This window comes from Streptomyces sp. NPDC047982 (assembly GCF_043204165.1).
GTDB lineage: Bacteria > Actinomycetota > Actinomycetes > Streptomycetales > Streptomycetaceae > Streptomyces.
Genome location: NZ_JBIDBS010000017.1, coordinates 1 through 15,128, shown reverse-complemented (window position 1 = coordinate 15,128; position 15,128 = coordinate 1). Strand labels below are relative to the sequence as shown.

The window sequence follows — 15,128 nt, the reverse complement described above, 5'->3', positions numbered from 1 at the left end:
GGGGGCCGGTTCGTGTGATGCGGTCAGCCTATGGTGCGCAGCATTTCGCGGGCGCGCTGGTCGAGTTCGGCGACGTGGCGGCCTCCGCGTGGCCGGACCGGGGAGAGGTCTTGCTGCATGCGCACGAGGATGTCGCGGGTGCGGCCGGAGTGGATGCCGGTCATGGCGTCCAGGGCCTGGGTCCAGGTGTGGCATGCCTCATCGAGGCGGCCTTGGCGGACCTGGACGGCTCCGAGGTAGCCCAGGGTCACGCTGTGGGTGCGGGCGTAGAGCTGGCGGCGCCGGGTGGCGACGCTGCGCTGGAAGTGGATCTCGGCGTCGCGGGGGTTGCCGAGGTCGCGCAGGGCACAGGCGGTCTCGTGCGCGAGGGATGCCTCGGCGAAGAAGCCGACCCGGTCCGGGGCGTCCCCGGTATGGCGGCCGAGGTCGCGTTCGGCACGGCTGATCGCTGCGAGGGTGCCCTTGCGGTCGCCGGAGGCAGCCAGGGCCCGGGCGTGGACGATGCCCAGCAGAGCTTTCTCTCGCCAGCTCGCCCGGCCGTAGCGTGCCGGTTCCATGGATGCGGAGGCGAGGTCCAGGGCCTGACGGGGGTGTCCGAGGTCGACGGCCTGGTGCGCCATGGCACGCAGGATGTGTCCGGCGAGGGGACCGTCACCGGCTTCGGCGGCGAGTTTCGCCGCGAGGATGAAGTAGCGCTGCGCGCGTCGGTGTTCGGAGGCGTCGAAGGCCATCCATCCGGTGAGGTAGGCCATCTCGGAGACGGCGGAGTACAGGTCGCGGCGGATCTGTTCGCTGGGGAAGCGCCTGGCGAGGAACGGGGCGGCCTCCAGGCTCAGGTGTGCGGCAAGTGCGGAGCGGCCAGCGGCGCCTCCACGCCGTTGGTCGCGGGCGGAGAAGAAGGCGGTGGTTTGGCGGATGTCGTCGATGTCCGCTGTGGTGACGGTCTGGGACGAGTTCACGGGGCGTCCTGTGGCCGTGTTCGGAGCCTGCTCCCACCATGTGCGGCTGGGGATGGCAAGCCCGGACACGGAGTAGGCGGTGCCGGCCAGTACTTGGCGTCTGTGCAGCATGTCGAGGTCGTCTCTTCCCAACTCGGCCAGCATGATCTGCGTGTCGGCGCTCCAGTCGGAACTGTCGTTCTCGGCCTGGTGCGGGCCAGGGGCCAGTCCGATGTCGCCCAGGGCGATGGGGCGGCCGAGCTTCCGCGTCAGCGTCTCACAGAGGATATGAGGTGCTCGTCCGCTGGGGCGCGTCCCTTGGACCCACATGGCGATGTGAGACCGGCTGATGCCATACAGCTCGGTGGCTCCGGATTCCTGAGCGACCCGGAGGACGGCGGCGGCGGTCTTCGGCTGCGACCAGCCGGTCTCCGCGATTCGAGCTGCCAGCGCTTCGTTGCGCGTACGAGCCATGGACGATCCCTGACCTCAAAACGATCTTTGACGCCTTTGACGGGGTTGCCCTCGCTCCGGGCCTGCCCACCAACGGTGTTTCACGGTTTCCTCAACGTAGCCGTTTTCAGCGGGCGTTCACACCCATGCGTGATCCGTCAACGACGCTCGGCGCTTTCCGGTATCCGATTCGCTCCAAGGAGGCAGCCCGTGCTTCTCCGCTCAGTCGCCTCTCGCTTGGCGCTGAAGCCGGTGCTCCATCAGACATGCCTCGGCCTATGTCTGGTGCACGGCGGTAAGCAAACGCAGCCGCGCCCACCGACGGTTCCGGCCTCGCTCCAATCCGCAGGCTACGCCGGACGCCCTGCTCAGCACTGCGGCTGTCCGGCGGCTGCCGCGATCGAAACCTCCCGACGGGCCTTGCCCGTCCTGACCGGAGAGCTGATGACTGCCCATCTGAGCACTCGCCCTCTTCACCCTGTGATGGTGCATTTCGGCAAGGCTCCCAGCCTCCCCGCCGCGTTCGACGTGGTCCGGGTGGGCCTGGCCTTAGGCCTGAACGCCATCGCCCAGCTCGTCGAGACCGGGAAGGAGGTCGGTCCGTACCTGGCCTGCCGCCAGCACGCGACACTCCTGATCCCGGTCAAGTCGGGCACTGCTGACGGTTGGATCGAAACGCACGCCAAGTGCAGCCGTCACACCACGGTCAGGACCATCAGGTGCGAGCAGAGCTACGGAGGGTCCTGCGCGTCCTGCGTCTGGGTGGAGCAGCTCAGTCTCGGTGCCGGCGCAGCGACCACGGATCCGGTGGCGTTGTACGAGGCGCTCAGTGCGCAGCGGGAGCGTCTGGGCCGTGGTTCGGTGCAGTGGGACGTCTCACCGGTTCGGGAGGTGTGCCATGCATGAGCAGTCACACGCGACGGGGCGACGGGTACTCCAACGCCCGGGTCGCTGTTTTCGCCGGCCTGATCGTGCCCGCCATAGGTGCGCTTGCGCTCCTCTACGCATGGCAGCGGTCCGGTCCCCGCTTCGCACCACTGCCCGCCAGACTCCCCGCTAGAGAACGGACACCATGAACAGCCGCCCCGCGCGTATCGAGGACTACGCGCTCATCGGAGACATGCAGACCGCTGCCCTGGTCTGCCGTGACGGCTCCATCGACTGGCATTGCCTGCAGCGCTTCGACTCGACCGCCGTCTTTTCCAGCCTCCTCGGTACCGAGAAGCACGGCTTCTGGCGCATCGGACCCGCCACTCCCACCGGCGTGCCGGCCCCGTACGCGGACCGGCGCTGCTACCGCGGTGACTCCCTCATCCTCGAGACTGAGTGGGACACCTCGACCGGTACGGTCCGCGTGATCGACTTCATGCCGGCTCAGGAGGAGAAGACCGCGCAGCTGGTCCGGATCGTCGAGGGTGTCACCGGCGAGGTGGAGATGACGTCGGCCATGTCCGCGCGCTTCGGCTACGGACAGCACACGCCGTGGATCTACGACGACCGTGGCCGCACGGCTGTGGTGTGTGGGCCGGACTCTCTTTGGCTCGACACGGCCGTACCCGGGATCGAGAAGGACGGCACCGTTCGCCACGCCTTCACCGCCAGGGCCGGCGAGTGGGTCGTTTTCACCCTCAGCTGGCAGCCTTCCCACGCGCCTGCCCCTGACGTTCCGAACGCCGAGGCCGCACTCGCCAAAACCGCTGGCTTCTGGCAGGAGTGGGCGGGGCAGCTCACTTACGACGGCCCCTACCGCGAACAGGTGACCCGTGCTCTGATCACGCTCAAGGCACTTATCTACGCAACGACCGGGGCGGTGATCGCGGCCCCCACCACTTCGCTGCCCGAGGACCTCGGCGGGGGGAGGAACTGGGACTACCGCTACACCTGGCTCCGGGACGCCTCACTCACCCTGTCAGCCCTGCTGCGCGCCGGGTTCCGGCAGGAGGCGGAGGCGTGGCAGCAGTGGCTGCTGCGCACGCTGGGGGGTGCTCCGGAGAAGTTCCAGATCATGTACGGCGTGGCGGGCGAGCGTGACCTTCCCGAGCGGGAACTGGACTGGCTGCCCGGTTACGAGGGTTCCGCGCCGGTGCGTGTCGGTAACGGTGCCGCGGGCCAGCGGCAGCTCGACGTGCCCGGTGAGGTCATCGAGACGCTGTACGTGGCGCACCAGCACGGCCTCGCCCGGTGCGACAGCACCGCCGCCCTGCACCTGCGGCTCGTCGACTACATCCAGAAGCACTGGCGCGAGCCCGACGACGGGATCTGGGAAGTTAGGGGCGGCCAGAGGCACTTTGTGCACTCCAAGGTCATGGCATGGGTGGCCGTCGACCGCACGATACGCCTGACCGACGCTGGCGTGCTCAGCATGCCCCCGGCCGATCGAGCCCGGCTCGTCGAGCTGCGGGACGAGATACACACCGAGGTCTGCGACAAGGGCTTCGACGCGGCACGGAACACATTCACGCAGTCGTACGGGTCGCAGGAAGTGGACGCGTCGCTGCTCCTGATCCCGCGCACCGGGTTCCTGCCACCCGATGACCCGCGCGTGGTCGGCACGGTGGCCGCGGTGCGCCGTGAACTGGCGACGCCCGAGGGGCTGGTGCACCGCTACCCGACGGCCAGTGGCCGGGAAGGTCTCGACGGCCTGCGCGGTGACGAAGGCGCGTTCCTTCTCTGCTCGTTCTGGCTGGTGAACGACCTCGCGCTGGCCGGCCAGGTGGACGATGCAGTCGAGCTGTTCGAGCGGCTGCTGGCCTTGACGAACGATGTCGGTCTGCTTGCCGAGGAGTACGACCCCGTTTCCGGACGGCAGTTGGGTAATTTCCCGCAGGCGTTTTCCATGCTCGGCCTGGTCGACAGTGCCGTTCTGCTGGGCGAGCTGACGCGTGCGGTGGAGCCGGTGATGGCCGCATGAGCACGCTCATACAGCAGGTCCTCCTCACGGGAGTGCCGTCGGCGCTGGCTCTGACGGGCGGCGGCGCGGCATGGCACTACCGGAATCAGGCGCGGGCGCAGCGGCGGCGGGCAGACCGGTTGCATCGGCAGGCCGGTGCGGTCGAGCAGCAGATGCGGGCGGTCGAGCAGCAGATGCGGGCGGTCGAGCAGCAGATGCGGGCGGTCGAGATGGTGCTCGGCGAGGTGGCCCGCGAGGTGATCCCCGAGCTCCAGGCGGCATCCGTGCGTCCCGGCCAGGGCCAGGGCGCGGACTTGTCCGTGCCCAAGGAGATCACAGCATCGGTGGTGGCTGACCGGCTGCGGGAGGTGGTCGAGGCTCTGGCCTGTGCTGTTCGGCAGGTCCAGTACGACGCGCAGATGGCCACGAGCGCGCAGGTCGCTGAGGTTCAAATGGAGGCTCGCGCCGCTGCGGATGATGCCCGCAGGGCAGCGCAGGAGGCGACGCGGGCAGCGGTGCGGAGTGTCGCGTCCGCCCTGGGAGCGACCGCCTCCCGGGTCAGCCAGCAGATCAGCGACGCGATCCGGAAACCCGCCGGACACGACGACTATGCGGCGTGGATGAGCATCGATCATCTCGGACAGCAGCTGCTGCTCGACGCCCGCAGTTACGTGGTGCTCAGCGGCGGCAAGCTGTCGCGGCGATGGCCGGCCTCCTCACTGACGGACGTACTGCGCGCGGCCATGAACCACGTGGAGGGGTACGAGCGGATAGAGCACGAGGAGTCTGACATTGCGGTTTCCAGCAGCCACGTCGGCCCGATCATGCACACCCTCGCGGTCCTGCTCGACAACGCCCTTCGGTACTCGCCTACAACGGTGGACGTCAAGCTGCGAGAGGGGCATCACGGCGTCGCCGTGATCATCGCCGATGCGGGGCTCCAGATGAGCCCCGAACAGCTTGCCGAAGCTCGGCGGATCCTGGCCGGCGAACAGCCGGCGGACGTCACCCGCCTCGGTGCGCACCCGCGGACCGGGTTCCCGGTGGCCGGGATCCTGTCCCGCGCATACAAATTCGAGGTCGCGGTGGAGGCGCCGAACGACCGTATGGGCACCAATGCGACGGTCTTTATCCCCAACAATCTGCTCACCAAACTGCCGCCCGACTCACCCGGTGCGGGGGCCCCGGCTGTGCTGCGGGCGGTGCCCGAGCCGCCTGCGGCGACCACGGCGAGCGGCCTGACCGTACGACGCACTGCATCCGCATACCCCGCGCGGACGACGCAGCCGCCCCGTGACGGGCAGTTCGGGCGTCTCAGCACCTCCAGCGCGGCCGCCGCCTGGGCCGCGGGCACCCGCCGCGCCCGTCAGATCCCCACGACGAACGGTAAGGACCCGGCATGAAATACGCGGACACGCATTCCAACCCGCTCGGCTGGCTGCTCGACCGCCATCTCGCGGAGGTACCCGGCGTCCGGGGCGCGCTGCTGATCTCCGCCGACGGGCTGCTGTTCTCCCGGACATCCGCCCCGGGCCGGGAGAACAAGAGGGATCAGGACAAGAAGGGTCAGGAGGAGGCGGAGAAGCTCGCCGCGGTTACCGCGGCCCTCCGCGCGGCCGCGCTGTCGTACGTCGCGCTGTCCGGCGGAGAAGTTCTTCGTCAGGTGATGCTCGAAACCGACGGGTGCCTGTACCTGGTCACGCGGGCCGGGCACAACATGCTGCTGGGGGTGGAGACCACCGCCCTGGAGGTCGATGTTGCCGCGATCACCGAAGAGATGCTCCGGCTCGCCGCCCGCGTCCACGACGAGATGACGGTCGCCGACAGGCAACCGGTCACGGAAGCGCCAGAGCGGTGACGGGCCCCCGGCACGATCCGGACATGGTCAGACCCTATGTCCGCACCGGCGGGCGGGTCCGTCCGACGCGCCCCGGCCTGCGCCTGGAGTCCTTGGTGAGGGCCGCGGCCGCCCCGGACGCAGCCCTGTCGGCGGATGCCCGCCGGGTGATGGACCTGGTCAGCAGGGAGCGGGGAGCTCTCGGGGTGGTGGACATCGCGGCTGGCCTGAACCTGCCGCCGTCCACCGTTCGCATCCTCGTGTCCGATCTGCTCGACAGCAGACACCTGGCCACACCGATCGACTCCCGCCCCGACCAGCCCGACACGAGCATTCTGGAGGAGGTACTCCGTGGACTGCGCGCCCAGGTCTGAACCTGCCCACACGACCGCCATCCGGTCTGTGAAGATCGCGGTCGCGGGCGGCTTCGGGGTCGGCAAGACGACCTTTGTCGGCGCCGTCTCCGAGGTGCAGCCGCTGCGCATGGAGGAGACGATCACCCAGGCCAGTGCCGGGGTGGACGACCTGCGCCAGACCCCTGGCAAGACCCATACCACCGTCGGGATCGACTTCGGGCGTCTCCACGTCAGCGACGACCTCGTCCTCTACGTCTTCGGCACGCCCGGGCAGATCCGGTTCCGCGCGATGTGGGAGGACCTGGTCGAAGGGTCGCTGGTCGTCCTGGTCCTGGTCGACACACGGAACCTGGAGGCATCCCACGACGCGCTCGGCCTGCTGGACGAACTGGGCGTTCCGTACGCGGTGGCGATCAACCGGTTCGACGATGCGCCCACCTATCCGGACGACGAGATCCGCCAGGCACTCGCGCTGGAGGACCACGTCCTGCTCACCACGTGCGACGCCCGTGACCGCATCTCCGGCGTGCACACCCTGATCAGCGTTTTCGCTCACCTGACCTCCCACCACGCCCATTGGAGCCCCACTCCATGACACCGCCCCCTTGCGAGGCGTCCTCGGCCCGTTTCGCGATGTACGAACCGGAGTTCGCCGCCGACCCGCACGCCGCCTATGCCCGTATGCGCCAGGAGCACGGCCCCCTCGTCCCGGTTGCTCTCGCCCCCGGTGTGCCGGCGACGCTTGTCATCGGCTACGACCAGGCCCGGCGCATCCTGCACGACGAGGTGCGCTTCCCGGCGGACCCCCGCAGGTGGCAGCAGACGGTCCCGGACACGTGCCCGGTCAGGCCGATGATGGAGTGGCGGCCCAACGCCCTGCGTTCGGCAGGGCCCGAGCGCGTCCGCTACCGGGCGGCGAACACCGCCGCGCTCGGGGCGGTCGACCAGCACGCACTGCTCGCCCTCGTCGAGAAGACCGCCGCCGATCTGATCGCCGGCTTCCGTGCGACTGGCCACGCCGATCTGCTCGCCCAGTTTGCCTGGCCCCTGACCTTCCGTGTCCTGAACAACCTGATGGGGTGCCCCGACGCGAGAGGACGCCGTATCGCCGACGGCATGGCCCAGGTCTTCGACGGCGTTCACGCCGTCCGCGGCAACCAGATTCTCGCTCAAGCCGTCACCGAGCAGGTCGCGTTCCGGCGCGCCCGGCCCGGCGACGACATCACCTCCCGTCTCATCGCGCACGGCGCCCGGCTCGACGATGACGAAATGGCGCACCAGCTCGTCACCCTCTACGGTGCGGGCATCGAGCCGCTGGTCAACCTGATCGTTAACACCCTCCTCAAGGTGCTGACGGATGAGACCTTCTGCGGAGACGTGCACGCCGGTGGCGCCACCGTCCGCCAGGCACTGGACGCCGTCCTGTACTGGGACCCGCCGCTGGCCAACTACTGCATCAGCTACCCGCCCTACCCCGTCGACCTTGACGGGTACCTGCTGCCCGCGGACCAGCCGGTCTTCATCTCCATGGCAGGCTGCAACAACGATCCTGCCCTTGGCCGCACGGCCGGTGACCGGGCCCATCTGGCCTGGAGCGCCGGACCGCACGCCTGCCCGGCACGCTCCCACGCCTATCTCATCGCCGAGACCGCCATCACCTACGTGCTGGACGCACTGCCCGAGATGGACCTCGCCTGCCAGCCCCAAGAACTGACCTGGCGGCCGGGCCCCTTTCACCGGGCCCTGACCGCACTGCCCGTGTCCTTCGCACTGGCAGCCTGACCGACCGACCGAGCACGCACGGAGGAGAATCGCATGGACAGCTGCATTTTCGCACTGAACCCGCAGGCACCCGACCGTACCGGCGAGGACGCCGAGCTCAGGGCTCGCGGCCCGCTCACCCGCGTCGATGTCCTCGGCGTCGAGGCGTGGGCCGTCAGCGACCCGAAGTTGCTGCGGCAGTTGCTCACCGACCCGCGGGTTTCGAAGGACGCGCGGGCGCACTGCCCCGATTTCGAGCGCGTGGTCGAAACGTGGCCGCTGCATCTGTGGATCTCTGTTCAGAACATGTTCACCGCGTACGGGTCGGAGCATCGCCGGCTGCGCGGCCTGGCCCAGGCCGCGTTCACGCGTCGGCGCACGCGCGAGATGATCCCCGCGATCGAGGCGATCGCCGTCAAGCTTCTCGACGAGCTCGATGAGCTGGACGCCAATGGCGCCGGGGAACCGGTCGATCTGGTAGCGACGTTCGCCCGTCGTCTGCCCATCCTCGTCATCTGTCGGCTCATGGGGCTGCCCGAACCGGAGCACGACCGGCTCCGGCGGGTCGCCGATGTGGTCTTCTCGACTTCTCACAGCCAGCAGGAGCAGAAGGACAACGCCGCTGAGCTCTACCGTCTTCTCGCCAGCCTTGTCGGGCTCAAGCGCACGACCCCGGGAGATGACCTGACCAGTGCTCTGGTTGCTGCCCGCGACGACGAGGGCAAAGCACTGAGCGAGCGGGAACTCATCGACACCCTGCTGCTGATGATCACCGCCGGTTTCGAGACCACGGTCGGGCTTATCACCAACGCCATCCACAACCTCCTCACTCACCCCGACCAGCTCGACCTCGTCATCCACGAGGAACGCGCCACCTGGGGCGACGTCGTCGAGGAGACACTGCGCCGGGACGCGCCCATCGCCAACCTGCCCATGCGGTACGCGGTGCAGGACATCACCCTGCCCGACGGCACCGTCATCGCAGCCGGTGAAGCGATCCTCGCGTCGTATGCGGCAGCCGGCCGTGACCGCGGCACCTACGGCCAGGGCGCCGACGAGTTCGACCTCCTGCGCAGGCAGAAGGACCATCTCGCCTTCGGGCACGGGGCACACCTGTGTCTGGGAGCACCACTCGCGCGCGCCGAAGGGGAGATCGCCCTCGCGAAGTTCTTCGGCCGCTGGCCCGACGCCCGTCTGGCCGACACCGACGGCCGTGACCCCGTGCCCAGCTTCATCACGAACACCTCCAGCCGCCTCCCGGTCGTCCTGAACCCCGCCCCTGAGGGGGCCTCACGGTGAACACACTCACCGCTCCCGTCAGCACCACTTCGCCCGCCGAGACACCAATGGGCAGCCACGTTCCGCTCACAGCGTCCAGCGCAAGACTTACGCAGTGGCTGCTCGGCAGCCGACACCACCATCACCCTGCCGACCGGATACTCGGCCAGCGCCTCCTGCGTGCGGCGCCCTGGGTCGGGCAGGCCGTCGAGCTCAATCACCTGTACGCACACCAGACGGTATCGATGCTCCGCGAGTGCGGCATCAGGCAGTTCGTCGACCTGGGCAGCGGACTACCGAGCGACAACCCCCGCTTCCCGTCCACGGCCGTGTCCGCCGGCCCGGACTCCACGGTCATCCACGTCGACGCCGACCCGTACGTCATCGAGCACGGGCCCCAGCTCCTGGAGACCCCGGCCCGGCACCGCTTCGTACACGCAGACCTGCGCCGGGACATGCTCCGCGTCCTGCGCGACCTGCCCCTGCACGGTCTGGACCCGGGCCGGCCCACAGCACTGCTGCTCCACAACGTCCTGCCCTGGATCAACGACGACGCGGACGCCCACGCCATCGTGGGAGCGGCCCTCGACCAGGCACCGCCCGGCAGCGTCCTCTCGCTCACCCACCTCACCGCCGACCTGCGCCGTACCGGATCAGCCGCCGCAGCACTGTGTCTCGACACAGCGGGGCTGCCCGTACGCCTGCGGACCGCCGCACAGATACGCGATCTGATCGAGGATCAGCCGCACCCCTGGCGTGTTCGCGCCCCTGGCATCGTCCCGGTCGGCCTGTATCACCCGAGACAGTGCCGCGCACCGGTCCCGATCGGCGACAGCGGCGCCTACGCGGTCATCGCGATCCATCCGCAGCCCGCGCATCGCTGACCGCCCCAGCCAGCCGTGTCCGCGAGGACGGGTGCTCCTAGCGGACACGGCTTCCCCGGGGGCCTCTCCGGCCGGCTTCGCCGCACGGCGAAGCCGGCACCGCAGAGCGCGGCGTGGCCCGGCAGCAATCCCCCGTAACCGCTGCTGCCCGCGCCCCGGCTGTCTCCCGGCCGACCGCCCGGGAGGCAGCCGGTCCCGCCCCGTAACCGCCCAGACCGACTCGAAGCACGAGGAGGAGTGTCTGCCGCTGTCCGCCGATGAAGCCGCCCGGATGGCACAGCGACAGCCGTCTTCCCGAGCACCGACCGGCACACTCAGCCCGCCTCAGGGCGGGATCCGGGCCTTTGCGGCAGACCTCCACCCATCTCTTACGAGATCCGACGACAGGAACGACAGAACACCGTGAACACCACCATCCCGGTCACCGCGCCCGGCTGTCCCCATTCCCCGCCCTGTCCGGCCGCGCGCGCGTCCGACTCCGGCGCCGCACGGTCGGTACGTCCCTGCCGAACAGGGCTGGAGCCTGTTGTGTAACGGCCTGCTCTGCTTTGCCGACACGGGCGGGGTACGGCCGGACGGGAGCGTAGTGGAGCCCTGCCGGCCTTTTCCCCATCACCAGGCGATGGGGGCAGCGGCGTGATCACGGCATCGGCGCGTGCGTCCGCTCGTGTTGAGCAATCACGCAGGCCTGGCCTGTAGCCGGAGCCGGGAGAAAGGTCGGCAGCCTTGGTAGGGGTTTGCTGGCGGACTGTATGACGTGGAAGACGAAATGGATCACATCGAAGTCGACGCAGCCGGAGTTCCTTCGCCGTTGTCTGCCCGGCATGTCCCCTACATCGCCCTGACCGCGGGCGAGACCCCAGTGCGACGGGATCTGGTATCCGGCGTGGACGGGTGGATCACCTACCGCAATCCAGGCCCCTTCGACCGCTACCCCCAAATCGACGTTCTGCTCGCCCGATACGAGGGAACGCCTGGGGGCCGCGTCGACGGCAGCCAACTCTTCCCCTACCGGCAGTTCCACTGCATGGAGCGTCTGGTGTGCCAGGGCTGCGGCCGGAGTCCAGCTGCCCGCCACCCCGAGTACGGAGCGCTGTGGGTACTGACCAAGGTCCTGGAGACAGGCGAACCTGCACCCCTCGCCGGTCCGAGCGACATGCCGCCCTCCTGCGCAAGGTGCGCCTTGCGCTGGTGTCCCGTGCTGGCCCACCGAGGCCGACTTCTGTGCTGGGTGGGGGAAGCGGACGTCACTGGCGTGTACGCCGATCTCTACCCGCCGCCCAAGGGGACCATGGTGCCGGAGCGGTACGTCCCACTGGACGACGAGCAGACGCTGTCGGCAGCGGTGGCGACCCGGCTCGTTCGCGATCTGCGCCGGGTCACCCTGGCCGAGGAGAGCGACGTCGCCGAACTCGCGGCCCAGGAAGAGGGCCGCTGATGACCTCACAGACACAGGCCCCGACACGCCGCCAAGTCGAAGCCCTGGACGCGGTGGCCTGCGGCGACACGCTGGCCGACGCCGCCCTGAGACTCGGCATCAGCGTCGTCACGGTGCGCCGACGACTCGACGACGCCCGCGCCGCGATGCAGGTGACGGGCAGCAGTCTGCGGACACTGATCTACACCTACGAGGCCCGTCACGGGGCAGGCCGTCCGGAGCTGGAGCCGCCGTCGGAGATTCCCGACCTGGCTCCGCGCACCGAGCTCATCTGGGCCGGACTGCGCCTGGACGTACCGGACCGGCTGCTGGTGCCGGAGCTGGCAGCCCTGGCCGAGGTGGACGTTGCCGAGGTCACGGCCGTCCTCGACCGGTTGACGAAACAGCATCATGTCCCGCCGCACGGGCTGATCCGCATCGGATTCCACGCCGGCGTCCTGTCCGGGCGGGAGGGGACCCGTCCCGGCTACGCGCAGCATCGTCGTGACAGCAGCGGCCGTTTATGGAACCTGGGAGCCACGCGCTTTCGGGTACTGGAACTGCGTGCTGCCGGGCTCAGTGTCGCCGACTGTGCGCAGCGGACGGGCATGGGCCAGGCGACGGCATATGCGCATTTGCGGGAGTGCGGGCGGGTGGCCGGTGTTGAGGCTCATCGGGCTCTGGTGCACGAGGCGGTGCGAGCCGGTGTCCTGGTCCCGTCCGTTCCGAAGGGGCCTGGCGGCGTGGCGCTGTCCGAGGCGCTGGCGGCTGTGTGGCGTGGGCTGGTCCTGGACGTGGCGGATCGTGATCTGGTGGGAGCGATCAGCCGGCAGACCGGTCTGCCGGCATGCGAGGTCGACCGGCAGCTGCGGCACCTGCGGAGCATGGGTATGCCGGACTGCCGGCTGGTGCTCGCGGGCTGGGAAGCCGGGGTTCTGGACGCACAGGTGACGGTGGTAGCACCGCCTCCGGAACTCAGTCTGCCGCGCGGGGCCCGCGACGGAGTCGGGGCGCGTCCGGCGCGTGGACCGATGCCGCTCACCGGCCAGGAGCTCCGGGTTCTGGCCCTGGTGGCTGTGGAGGGGCTGACGATCCCGGACGCCGCGAAACGCATGGGCATCACCCCGAACACCGCGCGGGAGTATCTGCGCAACTGCCTGCTGGCCGCTGGCACCCGGTCGTTTCTGACGGCCATTCACATGGTGTGCGGCGAACGGCGCCTCGCACTGGTCCCGGCCCGGACATGGAAGGCGGTGGGAGACGATGTGCGTCTCGTGTGGCGGGCACTGGTCCTGGACACACCCGAGAAACGCCTCGTCCGCGACATTGCGGCAGTGACCGGCCTGCCCACGGGACGCGTGGAGGAGTGCCTCGACGAACTGCACTCCACCGGCCTGACGAGTGCACAGCTCATCGTCGAGGGCTGGGCGACCCGGGTGCTCGACAGTGAGGCCCGGCTGACTCCGCCGCACCTGATCGTCCCCTTTGCCGACGTTCCGCCTCCCCGCCGCATCGCCTGCCCGGGCCAGAGCGCAGACGATCCGCTGGGTCTCCTGCCGGCAGACCGGGGCCCCGCGTACCTCCCGTCGGGCAGCGCCGGTCTGGTGGGGGCCCAGGTCGCTGGTGAAACGTACGACTTCGTCCGGATCGCCCCTGAGGCATGCCGGGCTCTGCTGGAGCAGACTGCTGCCGCCCGGCGGGGGCCGGTTCTGGGACTGCCGGACGCCGGTACAGCCCTGCTGGTGACCGCGGCGAGTAAGGGCGGGCTGGGACGGCGCGGAGCCGTGGGACGGGTGTGGGCCCGCGGTCGTGTGGTGCGTCTGCCCGAGGACGGGCGCCGCACAACACCCGACGGCGCGTACTGGGCGGTCCCCCCGGACCGGCCGCTCTGGGACCACACCCTGATCGCCCGTCTCCTCGACCCGCACGCGCCCGGGCCATGCCCAAGCCTTACAGAACCAGTGGGAGATGTCCGATGACCGCATGGGCTCACCCCGTCATACGGGCCATCGGCGCCTACCTCAGGGACGCGCGGGAACGCCGGTACATTCTCCCCGCGGAACCAGCCGAGCTGCTCGCGACCAACGAGGAGACCGTCCTTGCGATGGAGGCCGGACATCACCCGATCACAGTCGATGACCTGGACATCTTGTGCTGCCTCTATCTCTGCACCATGGATGCCGGGGCCCTGAAGCGCCTGGCCAGAGCCGCCGAGTCCAGCCAGGGAAGCGTCGCCGATGACGTGACCGGCCATCACCGGCGCCTGGCGGGCTGTGCCCGCCAGGCCGTAAAGGTGCGATGGCTGTCAACCGGTCTGGTCCCCGCGCCTGTGCAGACCGACGCCTACGCCCAAGCGGTGAGCACCCCGTCCTGGGCGCTTCCTGGCGCTCCCCTGGACCTTCGGAGCGAACCGCAGATTCTGCTCGACGAGCGCGTCCTGTACCCCAAATCGATCCGCTCGGACGTGATGGCGAAACAGCTGCAGTGGCTCCTCCAGGGCGACTGCACGGTGCGTGTGATGCCCGGCCGGATCAAGGCACGCTCCGACCGGATGGTCGTGATGACGCTTCCCGCCGGGTTCGTGCTCGCTCAGCCGTCATCCCGCAGTGTGCTGTACCGAGCCTGCGAACAGCCTCCCGCCTCCGTCGCCGCGCTGTGGGATCAGACCACACCCCACTGCTCCCGGTATCTGCTCCAGCGTGCCGTCGAGTGGCATCTCGCCCGTGCGGCTGCGTGCACAGTCTGATGCCCCAATATCCGTCATCGCTCTCGAGGATGCGTCATGCCCCCATTGCCACCGGACCATGTTTCGAACTCGGCCGCGGTACACGAGCTCGCGGGCCGCTCCGGCCCGGCAGGCGCAGCCGGAATCACAACGCAACCGAGCCGCAGCCCGGTTGCGCAGGCGCACTCAGATCAACGGAGAAGCAAAGTGACATCGGACGGAGGAACCAAGTGATGTTGAAGGACCTGGGGCTGGCGCTGGCGGGCGCCGATCCCACCGGGTTGGCGCATATGCTGCGCGAGCATTGGTTCCAGGGCGAGACACCGCAAAGAGTGCTGGTGGACGATCACGCGGTCGCTCCGTCCGGGGACTGGCTGGACCGGTATGCGCACGCCTCCCGCTCGGTGGCCGCGTTCTTCGGTCCCGGCCCCGCCCGCAGCCTGGTCCTCCACCAGGGCAGACTCGCCAAGGCCACCTTCGACTTCGACGCAGGGCCCGAGCAGCTCGTGGAAACGCTGAGCCGCTACCCCTTTGACATCGCCTCTTTCAGGAGCAGGCACCGGGAATGGCAGATCAAGGAGAACTACGC

At 69.3% G+C, this 15,128-nt stretch carries 14 protein-coding genes and 1 pseudogene; 14 read left to right on the top strand and 1 reads right to left on the bottom strand.

Annotation, left to right across the window (positions count from 1 at the left end; genetic code table 11):
* Nucleotides 1-23 precede the first annotated feature (23 nt).
* Nucleotides 24-1,412, bottom strand: a complete 1,389-nt coding sequence (locus ACGF2V_RS20935) for a Tat pathway signal protein (protein WP_362710523.1) — start codon at nucleotides 1,410-1,412, stop codon at nucleotides 24-26.
* A 462-nt stretch (nucleotides 1,413-1,874) separates the two neighbouring features.
* Between ACGF2V_RS20935 and ACGF2V_RS20930 the strand changes: the two genes are divergently transcribed.
* The 14 genes and pseudogenes from ACGF2V_RS20930 to ACGF2V_RS20865 all read left to right on the top strand — a co-directional run.
* Nucleotides 1,875-2,297 carry a hypothetical protein gene (locus tag ACGF2V_RS20930; RefSeq protein ID WP_362710520.1) on the top strand — a complete coding sequence of 141 codons (423 nt, stop codon included), beginning with the start codon at nucleotides 1,875-1,877 and terminating at the stop codon, nucleotides 2,295-2,297.
* Between the two features lie 166 nt (nucleotides 2,298-2,463).
* Nucleotides 2,464-4,302, top strand: coding sequence for a glycoside hydrolase family 15 protein (locus tag ACGF2V_RS20925; RefSeq protein WP_362710517.1), 1,839 nt, complete (start codon nucleotides 2,464-2,466; stop codon nucleotides 4,300-4,302).
* 32 nt (nucleotides 4,303-4,334) lie between these two features.
* Complete coding sequence (locus ACGF2V_RS20920) at nucleotides 4,335-5,684, top strand: hypothetical protein (RefSeq protein WP_362710515.1); 1,350 nt, start codon at nucleotides 4,335-4,337, stop codon at nucleotides 5,682-5,684.
* The gene (locus ACGF2V_RS20915; protein WP_362710513.1) at nucleotides 5,681-6,139 is read left to right on the top strand and encodes a roadblock/LC7 domain-containing protein; all 459 of its coding nucleotides are present in this window, start codon (nucleotides 5,681-5,683) and stop codon (nucleotides 6,137-6,139) included. The genes ACGF2V_RS20920 and ACGF2V_RS20915 overlap by 4 nt, the downstream gene beginning before the upstream one ends.
* 23 nt (nucleotides 6,140-6,162) lie before the next feature.
* Entirely contained in the window at nucleotides 6,163-6,492 is a 330-nt protein-coding gene (locus ACGF2V_RS20910; RefSeq protein WP_362710510.1) for a DUF742 domain-containing protein, read from the top strand.
* A gap of 28 nt (nucleotides 6,493-6,520) precedes the next feature.
* A complete protein-coding gene (locus ACGF2V_RS20905) occupies nucleotides 6,521-7,069 on the top strand; it encodes an ATP/GTP-binding protein (RefSeq protein WP_392912847.1) in 549 nt (182 codons plus the stop codon).
* Nucleotides 7,066-8,256 (top strand): cytochrome P450, encoded by a 1,191-nt coding sequence (locus tag ACGF2V_RS20900; protein ID WP_362710508.1) that lies wholly within the window; start codon nucleotides 7,066-7,068, stop codon nucleotides 8,254-8,256. Before ACGF2V_RS20905 ends, ACGF2V_RS20900 begins: the two co-directional genes overlap by 4 nt.
* A gap of 33 nt (nucleotides 8,257-8,289) precedes the next feature.
* Nucleotides 8,290-9,534 (top strand): cytochrome P450, encoded by a 1,245-nt coding sequence (locus ACGF2V_RS20895; protein ID WP_362710506.1) that lies wholly within the window; start codon nucleotides 8,290-8,292, stop codon nucleotides 9,532-9,534.
* Nucleotides 9,531-10,397: an SAM-dependent methyltransferase gene (locus tag ACGF2V_RS20890; RefSeq protein WP_362710503.1), complete on the top strand. Its 867-nt coding sequence runs from the start codon at nucleotides 9,531-9,533 to the stop codon at nucleotides 10,395-10,397. Before ACGF2V_RS20895 ends, ACGF2V_RS20890 begins: the two co-directional genes overlap by 4 nt.
* Nucleotides 10,398-10,811: 414 nt before the next feature.
* A pseudogene (locus tag ACGF2V_RS20885) lies at nucleotides 10,812-11,037 on the top strand (DUF5999 family protein).
* A 129-nt stretch (nucleotides 11,038-11,166) separates the two neighbouring features.
* A complete protein-coding gene (locus tag ACGF2V_RS20880) occupies nucleotides 11,167-11,835 on the top strand; it encodes a hypothetical protein (RefSeq protein ID WP_362710500.1) in 669 nt (222 codons plus the stop codon).
* On the top strand, nucleotides 11,835-13,793 hold the full coding sequence (locus ACGF2V_RS20875) for a hypothetical protein (protein WP_362710497.1): 1,959 nt from the start codon (nucleotides 11,835-11,837) through the stop codon (nucleotides 13,791-13,793). The genes ACGF2V_RS20880 and ACGF2V_RS20875 overlap by 1 nt, the downstream gene beginning before the upstream one ends.
* Nucleotides 13,790-14,560, top strand: coding sequence for a Scr1 family TA system antitoxin-like transcriptional regulator (locus ACGF2V_RS20870; RefSeq protein ID WP_362710494.1), 771 nt, complete (start codon nucleotides 13,790-13,792; stop codon nucleotides 14,558-14,560). Before ACGF2V_RS20875 ends, ACGF2V_RS20870 begins: the two co-directional genes overlap by 4 nt.
* Nucleotides 14,561-14,772: 212 nt before the next feature.
* The coding region (locus tag ACGF2V_RS20865) for a hypothetical protein (RefSeq protein WP_362710492.1) at nucleotides 14,773-15,128 on the top strand (356 nt) is incomplete at its 3' end.